Raw genomic sequence first — 18,151 nt, forward strand, 5'->3', positions numbered from 1 at the left:
GCACCGTTAGGTTTGGCCATGCGCTTTGTCCTCTTGTGCCTGAGCCTGACGCTCTCTGCCAGCCCCTCTTGGTCGCAAGAGGCGTTGGGGCTTGCCGCCCCGGCCGAGGTTTCCGACTCTGGTCTGTTGCAACATATCCTTCCGCGCTTCTCTCTCAAGACCGGGATACGCGTTATTGCGGATGATGCGGGCGATTTAGTGTTGGAAACTGCACCACCCGGCGATCCTGTCTTCGCCCGCGAAGGTGTGATCTATCACTTGCGGGTCGAAGATGACGCCAAACACGAACGATTCCGCGACTGGCTGTTGTCCGACGTAGGCAAGAACACGGTCGAAAGTTTTGTTCCGGAACAGGGCGCACCCTTCTCTGCCAGCTTTGAGGTCGCAGCAACACAGGAAGAGATCGTGATCGACGGCGACGCGGCCCGAGGCGAGGAACTGTCAATGACTCATTGCGGACGCTGCCACGTTATCGGGCCACAGAACCGGATGAACGGGCTGGGTTCTACCCCGTCTTTCGCGGTGCTGCGCGCGATGTCCGACTGGTCAGAACGGTTTGAGGCATTCTTTGCGCTCAATCCTCATCCGGCCTTCACGCAGATTGACGGGCTTACACCACCTTTCGCCCCGGAACGCCCCTCGCCCATTCACCCGGTCGAGATGACTTTGGAAGAGTTCGAAGCGATCCTGGCCTTCGTCTCGATCATCAAAGCAGCCGACCTTGGCGCTCCGCTACAACTTCAGTGATCCTTTCGCTTTGAAAAGTAATCGTCGGTCGTGACGACCTTGGGTTTCGGATTGGATTGAAACGGGTTGTCCTGTTGCTGAAACTGCGCGTTGACGCGACAATTGTCACACATCTGGATCATCCGCGCCTTGTCCGAGGTGGCAAACATCGGATGCGTACCCGACAATTTTTCCATGATCCGTTCAACCGTGGATTTCACACCGAACAAGGCCCCGCACTCCACGCAGGCAAAGGGCTCTTCTTCGTTCAACACCTGCTGAGACAAAGCCGCGTCGCTCAGGTCCAACTGTGGGACGAGCGTAATCGCATTCTCGGGGCAGATGCCCTTGCAGAGCCCACATTGCAGGCAGGCGTCCTGCTGAAAGTTCAGCTGCGGTTTATCCGGATTGTCTATTAACGCACCTGAAGGGCAGAGCGACACACAACTGAGGCACAAAGTGCAGGCGTCCGTGTTCACCGCAATAGCTCCGTAGGGCGCATTCTCGGGCAATTGCAAGGGCGCTTTGGCCTGCGGGTTCAGCGCCTGCGCCGACAGCCGGGTGATTTGTCTGCGATTGCCCAGCGGCAGAACCGGATCGGCCAGCGGCGGTGGCACGTTTTGCGCGTAAAGCAGGTCTGTCATCGCATCCGGGTCGGCCTCGTCAATCAACCCAAGGCTATCGGGCCTAGCAACTGCCTGGGCCAGTTCCAATTCACGATCCAACGCATCGCGTTCGGTGGTCGGAGCCAGCAGCACATCGACACGCGCGAACCCGTGGGCCAATGCCGCCAGCATCTCGGCATGTCCAAAGCCCGAGATCACTTGCAGCTCTAACGGGATCACGTCAGCTGGAAGGCCTCGTCCGAAACGGGCGGCCAACCGGATCATCTCGGCGCCATGGCTATCATGAACCAGAAGCCGGGGCGCCTCGCCTCCGGCCCGCCGAAATGTACGTGCCAGAACTTGCATCCGCGACAACAGCGCGGAAATCGGCGGGTCTTCGTATGTAATGGCCGTGGACGGGCACACCGCCGCACATTCCCCGCATCCGGCGCAGACCATCGGGTCAATGGACACATGCTCACCCGCCGGGGTGATTGCGCCGGTCGGGCAGATATCCAGACAATTCGTGCAGGCGACCTGCTCGGCACGGGAATGAGCGCAGAGCGTTTCCTCCATTCGTACATAAAGCGGCTTTTCGAATGTGCCGACCAGTTGCACGGCCTCAAAGGCCAGACGTTCCACCGCAATCAAATCCTTGGGGTCGGCGCGCAAATATCCTTCTCGCTTGGCCGGGGCCTGCACGAAAGGCGTGCCGCCGGTCAGGTCAATGACGATATCGCAGGAGGATTGCGCACCATCGCGCGGCTCGGTCCACGCAAAGTCGCCCCGGCCGCCCGGTTCCATCTGTTGCAAAGCATCAAATCGCAAAGAAAATCCGCCAAGCGCGCCCGTCAGTGACCGAATTCGCCCACGCACAACATCAAATGCCCGCGAAACGGGTTGAGCGTCATCAGTGACCAACACGGTTACCGCCAATGCTCCCGACAGACGTGCGGCCAGTTCAAAGGCAACCTTGCCCGAACCGACAATAAAACAGGTGCCTTCACTGAAAACATCGACGCTGGGCGTAATCGGTTGCGGCAACAAAGCCTCGGCGGCCAAGGCGGCCATCTTTGGCCCTGCATCACTGCCCTGCTCAGACCAGCCAGCGCGGTCGCGCAGGTCTACAAATCCGGGTGCGTCGATATTCAGCTCTTCCGCAAGAGCCTGGAACACATCCTGTTCCTGACCACAGGCAATCACCGTGTCGCCACCCTTCATCAGTGACGCTGCAGTTTCCAACTCAGAGGTACACAGCGCCGAGTGCACTTTGGAACATACTGCATCGCATGCGGACGCGATTTTCTCGGCGTCCAGATCCTGCGTTCCTGCGCAGCTGCACAACAGTATTTTTGTGCCCATGGCCTCCCCTCCCGAACAATTTCCCTGTTTCAGGTTCAGATTAGGGTGTGTTTGAAAAGTGGCAATCCCCGGCGGCCAAGCTTGCTGCGAAACCCGCTGTTGATCCGACCTGCTGACGTAAACATTTAGTGATCGCGCAATCGTCAGACAATTGAGACTTGGCACAAAGCAATTTTGTGTACCATAGTAGACTTAGATGAAGGCAGGGGAGAGCCTTCAGGGGAGGAATAAGTGGCCAAGGCCGCAAGCCAGATTGAAATGCCAGTCGGCGTCGTCGTGCGCAAAACACCCGGTGTAACTCGCTGGGCGAAGTGGAACTGGCGCGCCGTCGCCGTTTTACCCGGTGCTGGACCAGCGGATTGGCTGGAACTGCGCCGTGAAGGCGAGGCTGTGGAATACCACGCGGCCACCCTACCCTTGACCCTCTGGGCAGATGAAACCGAGGCCTACATGGTCAATCTGTCAGACGGTCAGCCCTCGATCTATCTTGTTCTGCGCGACGCACTGGATGGCGAACGCCCGATGGATGCAGTGCTGGTCACCGCGTCCCCGTTCGAAGGACAGGATTACGCGGACACCGGAGAAGAGATTGTTGAGAAAATCCCGATGACCGAAGGCCTGATTGCCTGGGTTCGGGATTTCGCGCTGGAACATCACCGCGATGAGGTTTTCGTCAAACGCCGTCGCGATAAGAAGCGCACCGATCTTGTCGAGGATGGCAAGGGAGATGCGCGCATCCGGCAGGACTCGGACGTCTACCGCGCCCCACGGAGGATCGTGCAGTGACCCAGACCCGCGATTTCTGGTCCCGCCGCAAGGCCGCTGTTGAGGCCGAGGCCGAAGCTGAGGTTATCGCGGCCGAGGAACGAGCCATTGCAGCGCAGCATGCCGAGCTGGAAGAAAAAAGCGACGCCGAAATACTGGCCGAATTCAATCTGCCCGATCCCGATCAGTTGCAGGCCGGAGATGACGTCTCGGGTTTCATGGCCAAGGCCGTGCCCGACCGTCTGCGCCGCCGCGCCCTACGTCGATTGTGGCGGTTGAACCCGGTGCTGGCCAATGTCGATGGGCTGGTCGATTACGGCGAGGATTATACCGACGCGGCTTGCGTGATCGAGAACATCCCCACCGCCTACCAAGTTGGCAAAGGCATGCTGGCGCATATCGAAGCCTTGGCTGCCGAAACTGAAGAACCCCCTTCCGAAGATGAACCCGAAGCACCTGATACCGAATTGGAACCGGAATTGGATGAGAACCCAGTGCCCCAGCCGGTTTTGGTTGCTGAAACGGAAGAGCCGGAAGAAGTCGACCTGCCGCCTGCCCCGCGCCGCATGAAATTCAAATTTGAAGGATGACCGCATGACCGCAGATAACGCGCAAACTCTGGGTATCTCAGCCGAGGATCGCCTGCGCGCGGATTTCTACAACTTCCTTGGGCTGCTTTTGTCAGCTCCACCGGATCAGATGCTGCTGGATCAGGTCGCAGGTCTGACAGGGGACGAAACAGATTTGGGTCAGGCCATTCAGGCCATGGCGCGGGTGGCAAAGGTTACTAAACCTGCTGCGGCGGAACGCGAATTCAATGCTCTGTTCATTGGATTGGGCCGGGGTGAGTTGCTGCCTTACGCCAGCTTCTACCTGACTGGGTTCTTGAACGAGAAACCACTGGCTCAGCTACGCAACGACATGGCCGCGCGCGGCATCACGCGAGCACAGAACGTGTACGAGCCCGAAGACAATATAGCCTCGTTGATGGAGATGATGGCGGGCATGATCGTCGGCCGTTTTGGCGCACCTGCGTCTCTGGAGGATCAAAAGGCGTTCTGGAGCAAGCATATCGGCCCTTGGGCCACGCATTTTTATTCGGATTTGGAAGCCGCTGAAAACTCGGTTCTCTATGCCTCGGTCGGCACTGCCGGTCGGGTGTTTATGGAGATCGAGCGTGAGGCCTTCCGGATGACGGCGGTGTGATCCGCCATACCTCGCCAGCGCCCGAATTGGCGCTAGATCGCAAATGGGAAAGGAGGAACCCATGAGCAAGACCAAGGAAGAAGGCGCCACGCGCCGCGACTTCCTCAAATTGGCCGGAACCGCAGCGCCTGCTGCCGTTGCCGCTGCCAGCCTAAGCGGACAAGCCGAAGCAGCCGAGCTGCCAACGGACGAAACCCGCATGCAGGACACAGCGCATACCCGCGCTTACCTGGACAGCGCGCGCTTCTAAGCCGCCTCGACTGCGCCCGGTCCACCAACCGGACGATGTCACCACCCGACTGACGGTTGCGATTGGCCCTGATGTCGGCATCAGCAGTACCAAGCCAGCCATGGCTTACATGGCGAGCAAGGGAGGAAACCAATGCTAAGGAAAAAGACCAACGGGGTTGCGAGACGCCCCCAGCGGACAAGTATCCTGTCCCAGATCGGCGAGAAAACCGTCGATCGCCGCGCATTCCTGCGTGGCTCGGGCCTGACGATCGGCGGCCTCGCCGCGATCAGCGCCACGGGTGGAACCGTGACGCCAGCCAGCGCCCAAACAGCGGCCAACACCGCCGTTGAGAATATCAAATCCGTATGCACCCATTGTTCGGTCGGCTGTACAGTCGTGGCCGAAGTACAGAACGGCGTCTGGATCGGGCAGGAACCCGGTTGGGACAGCCCGTTCAATCTGGGTGCACACTGCGCCAAGGGGGCCTCGGTCCGCGAGCACGCCCACGGCGAACGCCGCCTCAAGTACCCGATGAAGAAGGAAGGCGGCGAGTGGAAGCGCATCAGCTGGGAACAAGCGATCGACGAGATCGGCGACGGCATGATGAGCATCCGCGAAGAATCCGGGCCAGACAGCGTGTACTGGCTGGGCTCGGCGAAGCACAATAACGAACAGGCCTATCTGTTCCGCAAGTTCGCCGCCTACTGGGGCACGAATAACGTGGACCACCAGGCCCGTATCTGCCATTCGACCACGGTTGCGGGTGTTGCGAATACATGGGGCTACGGCGCCATGACCAATTCGTATAATGACATCCATAACTCTCGGGCCATCTTCATCATCGGCGGCAACCCGGCCGAGGCACACCCCGTCTCGCTGCTGCACGTTCTGCGCGCGAAAGAGCAGAACAACGCCCCGCTGATCGTCTGCGACCCGCGATTTACGCGCACTGCGGCGCATGCGGATGAATATGTCCGCTTCCGCCCCGGCACAGACGTTGCTCTGATCTGGGGTATCCTGTGGCATATCTTCGACAACGGTTGGGAGGACAAAGAGTTCATCCGCACCCGCGTCTGGGGCATGGACCAAATCCGTGAAGAAGTTGCCAAGTGGAACCCGGATGAGGTCGAGCGTGTTACCGGCACCCCCGGTTCGCAGCTGAAGCGCGTGGCGCGCACCATGGCCAACAACCGTCCCGGCACGGTGATCTGGTGTATGGGCGGTACTCAGCACACCAACGGCAACAATAACACCCGTGCCTACTGCGTGCTGCAGCTTGCTCTAGGCAACATGGGCACCTCGGGAGGTGGCACCAACATCTTCCGTGGCCATGACAACGTGCAGGGTGCGACGGACCTTGGTGTTCTGTCCCACACTCTGCCCGGTTACTACGGATTGTCGAACGGTGCTTGGGGTCACTGGTCCCGCGTTTGGGGCGAGGATGTCGATTGGCTGAAAGGTCAGTTCGCTACGATCAAGGACAAGGAAGGCAAGGACAAGCCGCTGATGAATGAACGCGGCATCCCGGTCTCTCGCTGGATCGACGGCGTTCTGGAAGACCCGGCCAACATGGATCAGGACAACAACGTCCGTGCCATGGTTCTGTGGGGTCATGCTCCGAACTCGCAAACGCGGGGACCGGAAATGAAGACGGCGATGGAGAAGCTGGACATGCTTGTCGTGATCGATCCGTATCCCACCGTTTCCGCCGTTTTGCATGACCGCACCGATGGTGTCTACCTGTTGCCTGCCTGTACGCAGTTCGAAACCCGTGGCTCGGTCACGGCCTCGAACCGTTCGCTGCAGTGGCGCGACAAGGTGGTTGATCCGCTGTTCGAAAGCTTGCCGGATGAGGTCATCATGGCCAAATTCGCCAACAAGTTCGGCTGGGCGGATCGGTTCTTCCGCAATATCGAGATGGAAGACGCCGAAACCCCGAATGTTGAAAGCATCACACGTGAGTTCAACTCGGGCCTCTGGACCATCGGCTACACAGGTCAATCGCCAGAACGTCTGAAAAGCCACATGGCCAACCAGCACACGTTCGACAGAACCACGCTGCAAGCCATTGGTGGCCCGAACGACGGCGAGTATTATGGTCTGCCCTGGCCCTGCTGGGGAACGCCGGAAATGGGTCATACGGGGACACCAAACCTCTATGACATGTCCAAACCGGTCGCCGAAGGCGGCCTGACTTTCCGCGCCCGTTTCGGCGTGGAACGCGATGGTGACAACCTTTTGGCCGAAGGGGTCTATAGCGTTGGATCTGAAATTCAGGATGGTTATCCCGAATTCACGATGCAGATGCTGATGGACCTTGGCTGGGATGGCGATCTGACGGCCGAGGAACGCGCGGCCATCGACGCCGTTGCGGGACCAGAGACCAACTGGAAAACCGACCTGTCGGGCGGCATCCAGCGGGTCGCGATCGAGCATGGCTGTGCGCCCTTCGGGAACGCCAAGGCCCGCGCGGTCGTCTGGACCTTCCCGGATCCGATCCCACTGCATCGCGAACCGCTCTATACGAACCGGCGCGATCTGGTGGAGGACTATCCAACCTACGAGGACCGGCAGGCCTATCGCCTTCCGACTCTTTATGCCTCGATCCAGAAGAACGACTTTTCAAAGGATTACCCGATAATCCTCACGTCAGGTCGTCTGGTCGAATATGAAGGCGGCGGCGAGGAAACCCGGTCGAACCCGTGGCTGGCCGAGCTGCAGCAGGACATGTTCGTCGAGATCAACCCGCGCGATGCCAACAACCTTGGTATCCGTGACGGGCAACAGGTCTGGGTCGAAGGTCCCGAAGGCGGCAAGGTCAAGGTGATGGCGATGCTGACCAACAGGGTCGGTGCCGGGGTGGCCTTCATGCCATTCCACTTCGGTGGCCATTTCCAAGGTGAAGACCTGCGGCACAAATACCCCGCAGGCGCTGATCCTTATGTCTTGGGTGAAAGTTCCAACACCGCCCAGACCTATGGCTACGATTCCGTAACCCAGATGCAGGAGACCAAAGCGACTCTCTGCAAAATCTCAGCAGCGTAAGGAGGACGACAATGGCTAGAGCAAAGTTTCTCTGCGACGCTGAACGCTGCATCGAGTGCAACGCCTGCGTCACCGCGTGCAAGAATGAGCACGAGGTCCCATGGGGCATCAACCGCCGCAGGGTGGTGACGATCAATGATGGGGACCCGGGTGAACGCTCGATCTCGGTGGCCTGTATGCATTGTTCGGATGCGCCTTGCATGGCGGTGTGTCCGGTCGACTGCTTCTATCAGAACGAAGAAGGCGTCGTCCTGCACTCCAAGGACCTGTGTATCGGTTGCGGCTATTGCTTCTACGCGTGCCCGTTCGGCGCGCCGCAATACCCGCAGGCGGGCAACTTCGGATCGCGCGGCAAGATGGACAAATGTACCTTCTGCGCCGGTGGTCCCGAGGAAACGCACTCGACCGCAGAGTTCGCCAAATATGGTCGCAATCGGATCGCCGAGGGCAAGCTGCCCATCTGCGCCGAAATGTGTTCTACCAAGGCCCTGCTCGCTGGAGACGGCGATGTAGTCTCGGCCATCTACCGCGAGCGCGTCGTCGCGCGCGGCTTCGGCTCGGGCGCATGGGGTTGGGGCACGGCCTACGACCAGAAGGACGGCTGATCCGTCTGCATGAAAATCAGGTGACCCGCTTAGGTGGGTCGCCTGTTTTGGAATTTTGACCGAGGTTCAGATGTTCCGCTTACTCATCGCATTCCTGTTCGCCCTGGGTATCGCTGGCGCCGCCGTTGCGCAATCGACCGAGACAGAAGCTATAATCGAAGAACGCGCGCAAACCGGCGGTGCGACGACGCTTGAGGACATTCTCGCTCGGCAACGTGGCGAAAAGGTCGATAACAGCTATCGCTCGGGCAATACCGGCCAAGGCAATGCCGAAGGGCTGCTGGGCCAGTTGGGAACGCGCGGTGTGGCCTCTGACAGCGATGTTTACCGGGCAATTCGCTATGGCTCGGCAGATACCACTGTATCCTCTAAGGGGCCTGCAGCGGGTGTGCTGATACAAGATGGTGGCATGTGGTGGTTGAACTTCCGCTCCGGACCGCTGCGTGAATACGGCACTTATGTCGTGGGCGGAATGCTGGTCATTATCGTGCTGTTCTTTCTGTTCCGCGGGAAAATCCGCATCGAAGGAGAGAAAACCGGTCGAACTGTGACCCGCTTTAATAACTTCGAACGCTTTGGCCATTGGCTATTTGCGGGATCCTTCCTGGTACTTGGGATAACGGGTCTGCTGACCCTTTATGGTCGTGACTTCCTGATCCCGATCTTTGGAAAAGAGGAATTCGCGAGCATCGCGCAGAGCTGCAAATGGCTGCACAACAATGTCGCATGGGCCTTCATGCTGGGGCTGATCATCGTCACCGTGAACTGGATTGCCCATAACATTCCTAACAAGGTCGACCTGAAATGGCTAGCCGCCGGTGGCGGTCTGTTCACCAAAGGCAGCCACCCTCCCGCCAAGAAATTCAATGCGGGTCAAAAGGTGATTTTCTGGGCCTGTATCCTGCTGGGCGTTTCAATCAGCCTTTCGGGCCTGTCTCTGCTGTTCCCGTTCGAACTGCCGATGTTTGCCAAGACCTATTCGGTTGCGAATGCTACCGGCATTCCACAGCTGCTGGGTTTGAACCTGCCGACGCAAATGTCGCCGCAGGAAGAGATGCAGTATGCGCAGATCTGGCACGTGATGGTGGCCTATGTGTTTATCGCCATCATCATCGCTCATATTTATCTCGGATCAGTCGGCATGGAAGGTGCTTTCAATGCCATGGGCTCCGGCGAGGTTGAAGAGCAATGGGCACGCGAACATCATTCGCTGTGGCTGGAAGAGGTACAGGAAAAAGAGGCCAGAAAGTCAGCGGCTTCCCCTGCAGAATAGATGCGCTGGCTTGCCGTTGTCTTTGCTTTGTTTCCCCTGCCCGCTTTGGCCGAGTTCTTCACGCTCAAAGGCCACGGCGGGCCGATCATGGGGATCGCCACCGCGCCGGATGGGCGGATTGCGACGGCCAGCTTTGACAATTCCGTAGGGCTTTGGTCTGACCGTAGGCCAGAATGGCTGGAGGGGCACCAAGCTGCTGTAAACTCTGTCGCCTTTAATGGGCGCGCAATCTATTCGGCCGGGGATGATTTTACCCTGCGCCGGTGGCCGGGTGGTGAGGTTGTCGGTCGACACAAAGGTAAGATCGTTGGGCTGGCGACTTCGAAAACCCGTGTTGCGACAGCCAGTTGGGACGGCACTATTGGGATTTGGCCCGAGGATGGTTTGCCCCAACAAACGCTGATGGTCGGCAGTGGTGTGAATGCGGTTGTCTTTTCGCCAGATGGATCAACGCTCTACTCGGCTGGCATGGATGGAGCGCTGCGGGTCTGGGATGTGGCCAGCGGGCAAGAAACCCTGCGCCTGATCGAACACGGATTTGCTATCAATGAACTTGTTCTGAATGCCAAAGACAACTGGATTGCGTATGGCGCCGTGGACGGTGTGACCCGCATTCTTGATCTGTCTACCGGAGAAGAACGGGACTTCACCCTAGGCCGCCGCCCCATTCTGGCGCTGACCCTTAGCCCTGATCGCCGCCTTTTAGCTGTAGGTGATGGTGAGGGCTACATCATGGTTATCGATACGCTTGAATGGCGCATTGCGCAGGATTTCCGCGCCACCTTGCGCGGCCCCGTGTGGGCGCTGGCCTTTTCTGTGGACGGACAAAACATACATGCGGGCGGCATTGACGAGGCAATGTATAGTTGGCCAGTCGCAGGTTTGGGTGAACAGGAGCAAATGGCCTCCGACGAACCTTCTTTCCTGAAAAACCCGGATGAAATGAGCAACGGAGAACGCCAGTTCACCCGTAAATGCTCGATCTGTCACAGTCTGACGCCCGACAGTCAGCGGCGTGCTGGTCCCACCCTGCATGGTATCTTCGGGCGCACGGCAGGAACACTTCCGGGATATTTATACTCGGACACGCTGCAAGACTCTGATATCGTTTGGAATGACAAAACGATAAATGCCCTTTTCGACGAAGGACCAGACCACTACATTCCGGGGTCAAAGATGCCGATGCAGCGGATCACGCAGGCCCAGGACCGGGAAGATCTGATCGATTTTCTGCGTCAGGCAACAACATCCCGGAACTGAGCCGGAGGAAATATATGAATGCCTTTCTTGCTGCAGTTGCTGCCATGGCGGTGATCGCCTTTTCCGCACCGATAGCCCTGGAGACGATGGGCTACAGCGCCGCCGCCTCGACGTCTGGCTCAGCTGTGCGCCTCGACTAGATGTCCAACTATCTAACCACAAAAGAACTGGCCGAGCTTTTGCGTATCGGCGAGCGTAAGGCGTACGATCTGGCATCCTCGGGTGAAATCCCTTGTGTGCGTGCAATGGGAAAACTGTTGTTCCCAAAGGCTGAAATCATTGCCTGGCTGAATACCTCTCGCTCGGGCCCGCAAGTGGCCGAACCGCCCCTGCCCCCGATTGTCGCCGGTAGCCACGACCCCTTGCTGGATTGGGCCCTTCGCGAAAGCGGTTCGGGATTAGCGACCTATTACGACGGTTCGTTCGATGGGCTGACCCGCCTGAAAGATCGCAACGCGCAGGCCGCCGCACTGCATATCCACGAAGACGACGGTTTTAACACGCAATCCCTGCGCGACCATTTCGGCGAAGCTCCGGTCGTTCTATACGAAGTCGCAAAACGGCAACGCGGCTTACTATTGGCGCCCAAAACCACAGACATCTCCGGATTTTCTGACTTGAGAGGGCGGCGCGTTGTCCTGCGTCAGGACAGTGCCGCAAGCCAGCATCTATTCGACGCCCAGCTCGAAGCCCACGGTTTGACCCGAGATGATCTGGACCCGCTGCCCACTTGCGCGCGCACCGAGGAAGAACTGGCGATCGCCCTGCACGACAACAAAGCCGAAGTTGGGTTCGGGTTGGGTGCGTTGGCGGGTCTATACAACCTAGGCTTTGCCCCCACACATTCCGAACGTCTGGATCTGGCCATCTGGCGGCGCGCCTATTTCGACGAAAATATGTTGAAGCTGTTGAGCTTTGTGCAATCGGAACGCTTTTGCAGCCGCGCTGCAGAGTTCGGCGGCTATGACCTGTCCGGTCTGGGCACGATTCACCACAACGGAGCTAGTGGCTGATACGCTATTTTGCGTTCGGAAAGAACAACTGCTCCCCGTCCAGTTTGTAAGACGCGATGGCTGCCTGCCCGTCTGGGCTGGTAAGCCAGTCGATAAACCGCTGCCCGGCGGCTGCCCGGACACGAGGGTGCTTTTCAGGGTTCACAAGGATGACCCCGTATTGATTGAACAGACGCGGGTCACCTTCGACCAGAACTTCAAGGTTGCCTTTATTTCCGAACGATTGCCACGTGGCACGGTCGGTCAGTGCATAGGCTCCCATACCGCTGGCCACATTCAGCGTCGCACCCATGCCCGAACCGGTCTCGCGGTACCACGCCCCCGATGCCGCCATCGGGTCGGCGCCAGACTCGCCCCAAAGGCGCATTTCGGCCTTGTGAGTGCCACTGTCATCACCACGCGAAGCAAAGGGAGCTTCGGCATTGGCCACGGCAGTCAGGGCAGCGACAATATCTTTGCCTCCCTTCACCTTCGCCGGATCGGCTTTCGGGCCGACCAGAACAAAGTCGTTATACATCACGTCAAACCGCTCGACGCCCCAGCCGTCTTCCACGAATTTCTCCTCGGCTGGTTTGGAGTGGACCAGCAACACGTCGCCATCCCCATTTATCGCATTGCGGATCGCCTGACCCGTGCCAACGGCAACGATACGCACGTCGATGCCCGTTTCAGCCTCAAAACCCGGCAAGATGTAATCCAGAAGGCCCGAGTTCTGAGTCGAAGTCGTCGACTGGACTACGATGAATGGCTCTTCTGCGTTGGCCAGCCCTGCCGTCAGACCAACGGCAATCAAGGCTGCCCGAATGATATCCCGGATCATTTAGATCTCCGTTTTTGATTAAGTAACCAACCCACCTGCCAAATAACGGCGTGCAGCGTCGCTTTCGGGGGCGTTCAAGACCTGTTTCGCCGCCCCGTGTTCAACCACATGACCGCCCTGCATCATCACGATATCGGCAGCCAACCGCCGGGCCTGTCCGACGTCATGGGTCACCATTACGATACGTACGCCTCTGGTTGAGGCAAGCAGGATCATCCGTTCAATCATCTGCGTTGCGCCGGGATCAAGCGCACTGGTGGGCTCGTCCAAAAACAGCGTTTCGGGATCCAGAGCCAGAGCGCGCAGAATAGCCAACCGTTGCGCCTCCCCCCCTGAAAGCGAGCGTGCGGATTGCCTGGCTTTGCCCTCGAGCCCACCCTCAGTGAGCAATTCCTCTATGCGAGTTTTCCGCAAACTTCGAGGCAGCCCCCGACGTTTGAGAACAAAGTCCAGATTGGCCGCGACCGAACGGCGCAACAGCACAGGCTGTTGAAACACCATCCCCTGACGCGCTTTGTGATCCGCATTTAGGATCACACCATCTTGCCTGATTTGCCCACGGTCAGGCACGATCAACCCGTGCAGACAGCGCAACAACAGGCTTTTGCCCGACCCGTTCGGCCCAAGGATCAGGGTCGGCCCCGGCCCGCCGAGGGACAGATGGGGTACGTCCAACAAGGTTTTACCCTTGCGAGTGATCCGCACGCCGTCCACCGACAAGCAACTTGCCTTTTCCGAAAGCAGGTCACGCATGGCGTAACCCCTCTTGCTCGGCCCGCAGACTGAGGGTGCTGACCATTGCGTTCACTGCAACTGCGATGCCGATCAAGATCGCTCCAAGCGCCAGAGCCAGCGCCAGATTGCCCTTGGATGTCTCAAGCGCGATGGTCGTTGTCATCACCCGCGTCACATGATTGATATTACCGCCCACGATGATCACCGCGCCGACCTCGGCAATGGCACGCCCAAATCCAGCCAGCAATGCCGTCACCAATGCCAACCGCGCGTCCCACAGCAGCACAGGCACCGAGGCCAGCCGCGACACACCCAAAGAACGCAATTGTTCTGAATACTCTTCGGCCAGCATTTCGACCACTTGCCGGGTCAAAGCAGCAACAATAGGTGTGACCAGAACCACCTGTGCAATGATCATGGCGGTCGGCGTATAGAGCAGCTCAAGAACTCCCAGTGGCCCCGAGCGCGACAACATCAGGTAGACCAACAAGCCGACCACGACCGGAGGAAACCCCATCAGAGCGTTCATGAATACGATCAGTATCCGCCGCCCAGGGAACCGTGCAACCGCCAAAGCAGCGCCAACCGGCATGCCAATAAAGGCTGAAATCAATACAGCAAACACGGAAACTTTCAGGGACAACAGCACGATCGCCCACAGCTCAGCATCCCCGTTGAGGATCAGAGCCAGCGCAGAGCTGAATTCTGATGCAAATCCCTGCATTTTATTCCATCAGTTCGACATATCGTATGAAATGCGGTAAATTTCAAAGTAATACTAGAGCATCTGTGCACCAAGTACAGACACGTTTCCGACATCTCCAAAACGAAACGCGGCCCCGATTGGGACCGCGTTCCTTTTCACCGGAATTGGGCTTAATTCAGAGCCGCATCGGTAATCTGATGGGTCCAAGCACCATCCGGCTGTTTGGTGATCACTGGATCAGAGCCACCTGCCAGCAGGGTGCCCACAGTGCGTTCAAAATCAGCCGGATCCAACGAACCATTGGAGCCCGCGGTCAGCTTTGCGATCTCACCCATCATGCGCTTTTGATGCTCTTCGGTCTGGGCGCCAGTTGCATCGTTTTCCAGCACGATTTCGGCCGCCTCATCCGGGTTCTCCTCGGCGTATTTCCAGCCTTTCATCGAGGCGCGGACGAAGCGCTCCATTTTGTCGACGAAAGCTGCATCGCCAAGATTTTCTTCCAGAACGTACAGGCCATCCTCCAAAGTAGCGACGCCCTGATCCTCGTACTTGAAAGTCACCAATTCGTCCGGGCTGACACCGGCATCAATGACCTGCCAGTATTCGTTATAGGTCATCGTGCTGATGCAATCGGCCTGACGCTGAAGCAGCGGGTCGACGTTGAAGCCCTGCTTCAGAACCTCGACACCGCTTTCGCTTTTTCCGCCAGTGTCTATGCCCAGCTGGCTCATCCAGCTCATGAACGGGAATTCATTGCCAAAGAACCAGACGCCCAGCGTGCGGTTCTTCAGATCCTCGGGTGAGGAAATCCCTGCGTCTTTCCAACAGGTCAGCATCATACCCGAGCTTTTGAACGGCTGCGCGATATTGACCAGCGGCAAACCCTTTTCACGCGCGGCCAGCGCAGCGGGCATCCATTCTACGGTCACATCGGCGCCACCACCTGCAATGACCTGCGTCGGAGCAATATCAGGGCCACCCGGCAGAATGGTTACGTCTAGTCCCTCTTCCTCGTAGAACCCTTTATCCTTGGCCACATAGTAACCAGCGAATTGCGCCTGCGTGACCCATTTCAATTGCAGTGTCACCTCATCCGCTGCCAGTGCGGCGCTGGCAGCCATGCTAAAGGCGGCAATCGCCCCGCTGAGTAACTTGTTCATCTTCACATCTCCTAGTTGCTGTTGGTGCCCCGTTTTTGGGGTCTTTTGAAATCTTGTTATCCCCGTTGCGACGGGTGCCAGAATGTCACTGCCTTTTCGATCATGGCGACCAGCCCGTAAAATGCGGTCCCGGCCAAAGCCGCCACGACGATCTCGGCCCAGACCATATCCAGCGAGAGTTGTCCGACGCTGGTCGAGATCCGGAACCCCATGCCCAAGGTTGGCGAACCAAAGAACTCGGCCACGATAGCGCCGATCAGCGCCAGAGTGGTAGAAATCTTTAGACCATTGAAAATAAACGGCATCGCGGCAGGCAGGCGCAGCTTCAGGAAACTCTGCCAATAGGTCGCCGCATAGGTCTCCATCAGGTCACGCTGCATGGCCGTGGCCTCGCGCAAACCGGCCACAGTGTTCACCAGCATCGGGAAGAAGACCATCACCACGACGACGGCCGCCTTGGAGTGCCAGTCGAACCCGAACCACATCACCAGAATGGGCGCCGTGCCCACAATCGGCAGCGCCGCTACGAAGTTCCCGACCGGCAGCAGCCCGAGGCGCAGGAAATCCCAGCGGTCTACGGCAATCGCCATTAAGAAAGCCGCTCCGCAGCCAATGATGTAGCCACTGAACGCGCCTTTGATGATGGTCTGCACGAAGTCGGCCCACAAAGTTGGCAAACTGTCAGCAAAGCGCACCGCAATCACCGAAGGCGCAGGCAGGATGACCAGAGGGACTTCAAGGCCGCGCACGACCAGCTCCCAAATGCCGATCACCGTGAGACCAAAAATCAGCGGAGCCAGAAAACGCACCAATCGCGTATCGGCATATGGGCCGCTGGCCAATCGACTGTTCAACCACCACCCCAACAGCCAGACGCCGATCGCTCCAAGAACAGGTATCATTGCGCCATCCCCATCCGTTTCAGAACCGTCCGCTCAATCAGCCCCAGCAACCCGACCAGACAGGCCGCCAGAATAGCCGCGGCAAACAAAGCTGACCAAATTTGTACTGTCTGGCCGTAATAACTCCCTGCCAATAGGCGCGCACCCAACCCGGCAACGGCCCCGGTCGGCAATTCACCAACGATGGCCCCCACCAGCGATGCCGCGATGCCGATTTTCAACGAAGTGAACAGGTACGGCATCGAAGCCGGCAAACGCAGCTTCCAGAACCCCTGTGACCGGCTGGCATTATAAGTTCGCAACAGGTCCAACTGCATGGCATCCGGGCTGCGCAGCCCCTTCACCATACCAACCACAACAGGGAAAAAGCTGAGATAGGCTGAGATAATCGCCTTGGGAATGATCCCCTGAATGCCAACTGAATACAGCACGACTATAATCATCGGTGCCAGCGCAATGATCGGAATCGTCTGACTGACAATAGCCCACGGCATGACCGACAAATCCATCACCCTGCTGTGCACGATCCCGACAGCCAGCAAAATGCCCAGCCCTGTACCGATTGCAAAACCCAACATCGTCGCGCTCAACGTCACCCATCCATGATAGATCAGCGATCGCTTCGAGGTGATCTTCTTCTGAACTGTCGTCTCCCACATCTCGATAGCGACCTGATGCGGCGCTGGCAGTCGGGGTCTGTCCTGTTCCCACGTGGCCGGGATAGCGAAGCTGTTGTTCAGCGCCAAACCAAACTCGGACATATCCCGCCGGTCCTTTGCTAAAGGTGGCAGTACCTCGGCTCCGGCGCGCTCCTGTTCTGTCAGCACACCCTTGATATTCATTGGAATACAAGCCGCGTACCAAAAGACCATGATTACCGCGAGGACGGTCAGGACGGCCCAGAATGCTTTGAAACCGTCATTCATCATCCGCATGCCCCGCACGCAAACCCTCGCGCACGCGATGGGCGACTTCAATGAACTCCGGTGTATCGCGAATGTCGAGCGGTCGCTCCTTCGGCAGAGGACTTTCGATTACATCCGTAATTCGCCCCGGCCGCGGGCTCATGACCACGATTTTGGTACTCAGATAAACCGCCTCAGGGATCGAGTGTGTCACGAACCCAATGGTCTTTTCCGTACGCGCCCACAGCGCCAGAAGCTGTTCATTCAAGTGATCGCGCACGATCTCATCCAGCGCGCCAAACGGCTCGTCCATCAGAAGGATGTCCGCATCAAAGGCCAACGCGCGCGCTATACTGGCCCGCTGCTGCATACCACCCGACAATTGCCAGGGAAATTTCCCACCAAATCCCTCTAGATCAACGAGTTCCAGAACGTTCTTCACACGCTCATTCTGTTCGGACCCGGAATACCCCATGATCTCGAGCGGCAGCTTGATGTTCTTGGCAATGGTGCGCCATGGATACAGGCCCGCCGCCTGAAACACGTAGCCATAGGCCCGGTTCCTCCGCGCCTCGTCCGGTGTCACGCCATTGACGATCAGGTCGCCTCCGGTGGGTGTCTCCAACGCCGCGATACAGCGCAAAAACGTGGTCTTGCCACATCCCGAGGGACCAATGAAACTGACGAAATCACCCTTGTCGATTGTCAGGTTCACGTCCTTAAGGGCATGGATCGGGCCGTCATTGGTTTGGAAGGTGAGATCCAGATGCCTTGCCTCAATTACGGGCGGGGTCGTGCTTTCAGTATTCATTCCACTGCCTTGAAAATATT

19 protein-coding genes are annotated in these 18,151 nt (G+C 58.2%); 11 read left to right on the forward strand and 8 right to left on the reverse strand.

Going from position 1 to position 18,151, the window contains the following annotated elements; translation table 11 throughout:
• The first annotated feature begins 18 nt into the window (after positions 1-18).
• Positions 19-747, forward strand: a complete 729-nt coding sequence (locus tag ACR0D7_RS01690) for a c-type cytochrome (RefSeq protein ID WP_480677473.1) — start codon at positions 19-21, stop codon at positions 745-747.
• Here ACR0D7_RS01690 and ACR0D7_RS01695 read toward each other — a convergent pair.
• Complete coding sequence (locus ACR0D7_RS01695) at positions 741-2,693, reverse strand: 4Fe-4S binding protein (RefSeq protein ID WP_480677474.1); 1,953 nt, start codon at positions 2,691-2,693, stop codon at positions 741-743. The two genes, ACR0D7_RS01690 and ACR0D7_RS01695, sit on opposite strands and share 7 nt — an antisense overlap.
• Positions 2,694-2,924: 231 nt before the next feature.
• Here ACR0D7_RS01695 and ACR0D7_RS01700 point away from each other — a divergent pair, with 231 nt between their 5' ends.
• The 10 genes from ACR0D7_RS01700 to ACR0D7_RS01745 all read left to right on the forward strand — a co-directional run bounded on the left by ACR0D7_RS01700 (position 2,925) and on the right by ACR0D7_RS01745 (position 12,092).
• The gene (locus ACR0D7_RS01700; protein WP_170381428.1) at positions 2,925-3,479 is read left to right on the forward strand and encodes a DUF3305 domain-containing protein; all 555 of its coding nucleotides are present in this window, start codon (positions 2,925-2,927) and stop codon (positions 3,477-3,479) included.
• Positions 3,476-4,048, forward strand: coding sequence for a DUF3306 domain-containing protein (locus ACR0D7_RS01705; protein ID WP_480677475.1), 573 nt, complete (start codon positions 3,476-3,478; stop codon positions 4,046-4,048). Before ACR0D7_RS01700 ends, ACR0D7_RS01705 begins: the two co-directional genes overlap by 4 nt.
• Before the next feature lie 4 nt (positions 4,049-4,052).
• On the forward strand, positions 4,053-4,664 hold the full coding sequence (locus ACR0D7_RS01710; RefSeq protein ID WP_480677476.1) for a TorD/DmsD family molecular chaperone: 612 nt from the start codon (positions 4,053-4,055) through the stop codon (positions 4,662-4,664).
• A 61-nt stretch (positions 4,665-4,725) separates the two neighbouring features.
• Positions 4,726-4,914, forward strand: coding sequence for a ubiquinol-cytochrome c reductase iron-sulfur subunit N-terminal domain-containing protein (locus ACR0D7_RS01715; RefSeq protein WP_142634359.1), 189 nt, complete (start codon positions 4,726-4,728; stop codon positions 4,912-4,914).
• A gap of 132 nt (positions 4,915-5,046) precedes the next feature.
• Positions 5,047-7,941 carry a formate dehydrogenase subunit alpha gene (locus ACR0D7_RS01720; RefSeq protein WP_480677477.1) on the forward strand — a complete coding sequence of 965 codons (2,895 nt, stop codon included), beginning with the start codon at positions 5,047-5,049 and terminating at the stop codon, positions 7,939-7,941.
• Between the two features lie 11 nt (positions 7,942-7,952).
• Positions 7,953-8,546, forward strand: coding sequence for a formate dehydrogenase FDH3 subunit beta (gene fdh3B, locus ACR0D7_RS01725; protein WP_085821701.1), 594 nt, complete (start codon positions 7,953-7,955; stop codon positions 8,544-8,546).
• 70 nt (positions 8,547-8,616) lie between these two features.
• Positions 8,617-9,819 carry a formate dehydrogenase subunit gamma gene (locus ACR0D7_RS01730; protein ID WP_480677478.1) on the forward strand — a complete coding sequence of 401 codons (1,203 nt, stop codon included), beginning with the start codon at positions 8,617-8,619 and terminating at the stop codon, positions 9,817-9,819.
• Positions 9,820-11,079 carry a c-type cytochrome gene (locus ACR0D7_RS01735; RefSeq protein ID WP_480677479.1) on the forward strand — a complete coding sequence of 420 codons (1,260 nt, stop codon included), beginning with the start codon at positions 9,820-9,822 and terminating at the stop codon, positions 11,077-11,079. It begins immediately after the preceding gene.
• 14 nt (positions 11,080-11,093) lie between these two features.
• Positions 11,094-11,219: a hypothetical protein gene (locus tag ACR0D7_RS01740; RefSeq protein WP_302476985.1), complete on the forward strand. Its 126-nt coding sequence runs from the start codon at positions 11,094-11,096 to the stop codon at positions 11,217-11,219.
• The gene (locus ACR0D7_RS01745) at positions 11,220-12,092 is read left to right on the forward strand and encodes a substrate-binding domain-containing protein (RefSeq protein WP_480677480.1); all 873 of its coding nucleotides are present in this window, start codon (positions 11,220-11,222) and stop codon (positions 12,090-12,092) included.
• A 4-nt stretch (positions 12,093-12,096) separates the two neighbouring features.
• On the opposite strand, the gene ACR0D7_RS01750 is transcribed toward ACR0D7_RS01745, so the two are convergent.
• From ACR0D7_RS01750 to ACR0D7_RS01780, 7 genes are all read right to left on the reverse strand, one after another.
• A complete protein-coding gene (locus tag ACR0D7_RS01750; RefSeq protein WP_480677481.1) occupies positions 12,097-12,912 on the reverse strand; it encodes an ABC transporter substrate-binding protein in 816 nt (271 codons plus the stop codon).
• A gap of 18 nt (positions 12,913-12,930) precedes the next feature.
• Positions 12,931-13,665: an ATP-binding cassette domain-containing protein gene (locus ACR0D7_RS01755; RefSeq protein WP_480677482.1), complete on the reverse strand. Its 735-nt coding sequence runs from the start codon at positions 13,663-13,665 to the stop codon at positions 12,931-12,933.
• Positions 13,658-14,371 carry an ABC transporter permease gene (locus ACR0D7_RS01760; RefSeq protein ID WP_170381437.1) on the reverse strand — a complete coding sequence of 238 codons (714 nt, stop codon included), beginning with the start codon at positions 14,369-14,371 and terminating at the stop codon, positions 13,658-13,660. The genes ACR0D7_RS01755 and ACR0D7_RS01760 overlap by 8 nt, the downstream gene beginning before the upstream one ends.
• Positions 14,372-14,523: 152 nt before the next feature.
• Positions 14,524-15,513 (reverse strand): ABC transporter substrate-binding protein, encoded by a 990-nt coding sequence (locus tag ACR0D7_RS01765; protein ID WP_170569621.1) that lies wholly within the window; start codon positions 15,511-15,513, stop codon positions 14,524-14,526.
• 56 nt (positions 15,514-15,569) lie between these two features.
• Positions 15,570-16,415: an ABC transporter permease gene (locus tag ACR0D7_RS01770; protein WP_170569618.1), complete on the reverse strand. Its 846-nt coding sequence runs from the start codon at positions 16,413-16,415 to the stop codon at positions 15,570-15,572.
• Entirely contained in the window at positions 16,412-17,341 is a 930-nt protein-coding gene (locus tag ACR0D7_RS01775; RefSeq protein ID WP_170381786.1) for an ABC transporter permease, read from the reverse strand. The genes ACR0D7_RS01770 and ACR0D7_RS01775 overlap by 4 nt, the downstream gene beginning before the upstream one ends.
• Positions 17,334-18,131: an ABC transporter ATP-binding protein gene (locus ACR0D7_RS01780; RefSeq protein WP_480677483.1), complete on the reverse strand. Its 798-nt coding sequence runs from the start codon at positions 18,129-18,131 to the stop codon at positions 17,334-17,336. The genes ACR0D7_RS01775 and ACR0D7_RS01780 overlap by 8 nt, the downstream gene beginning before the upstream one ends.
• Positions 18,132-18,151 lie beyond the last annotated feature (20 nt).

This window comes from Ruegeria sp. BB7 (assembly GCF_056539365.1).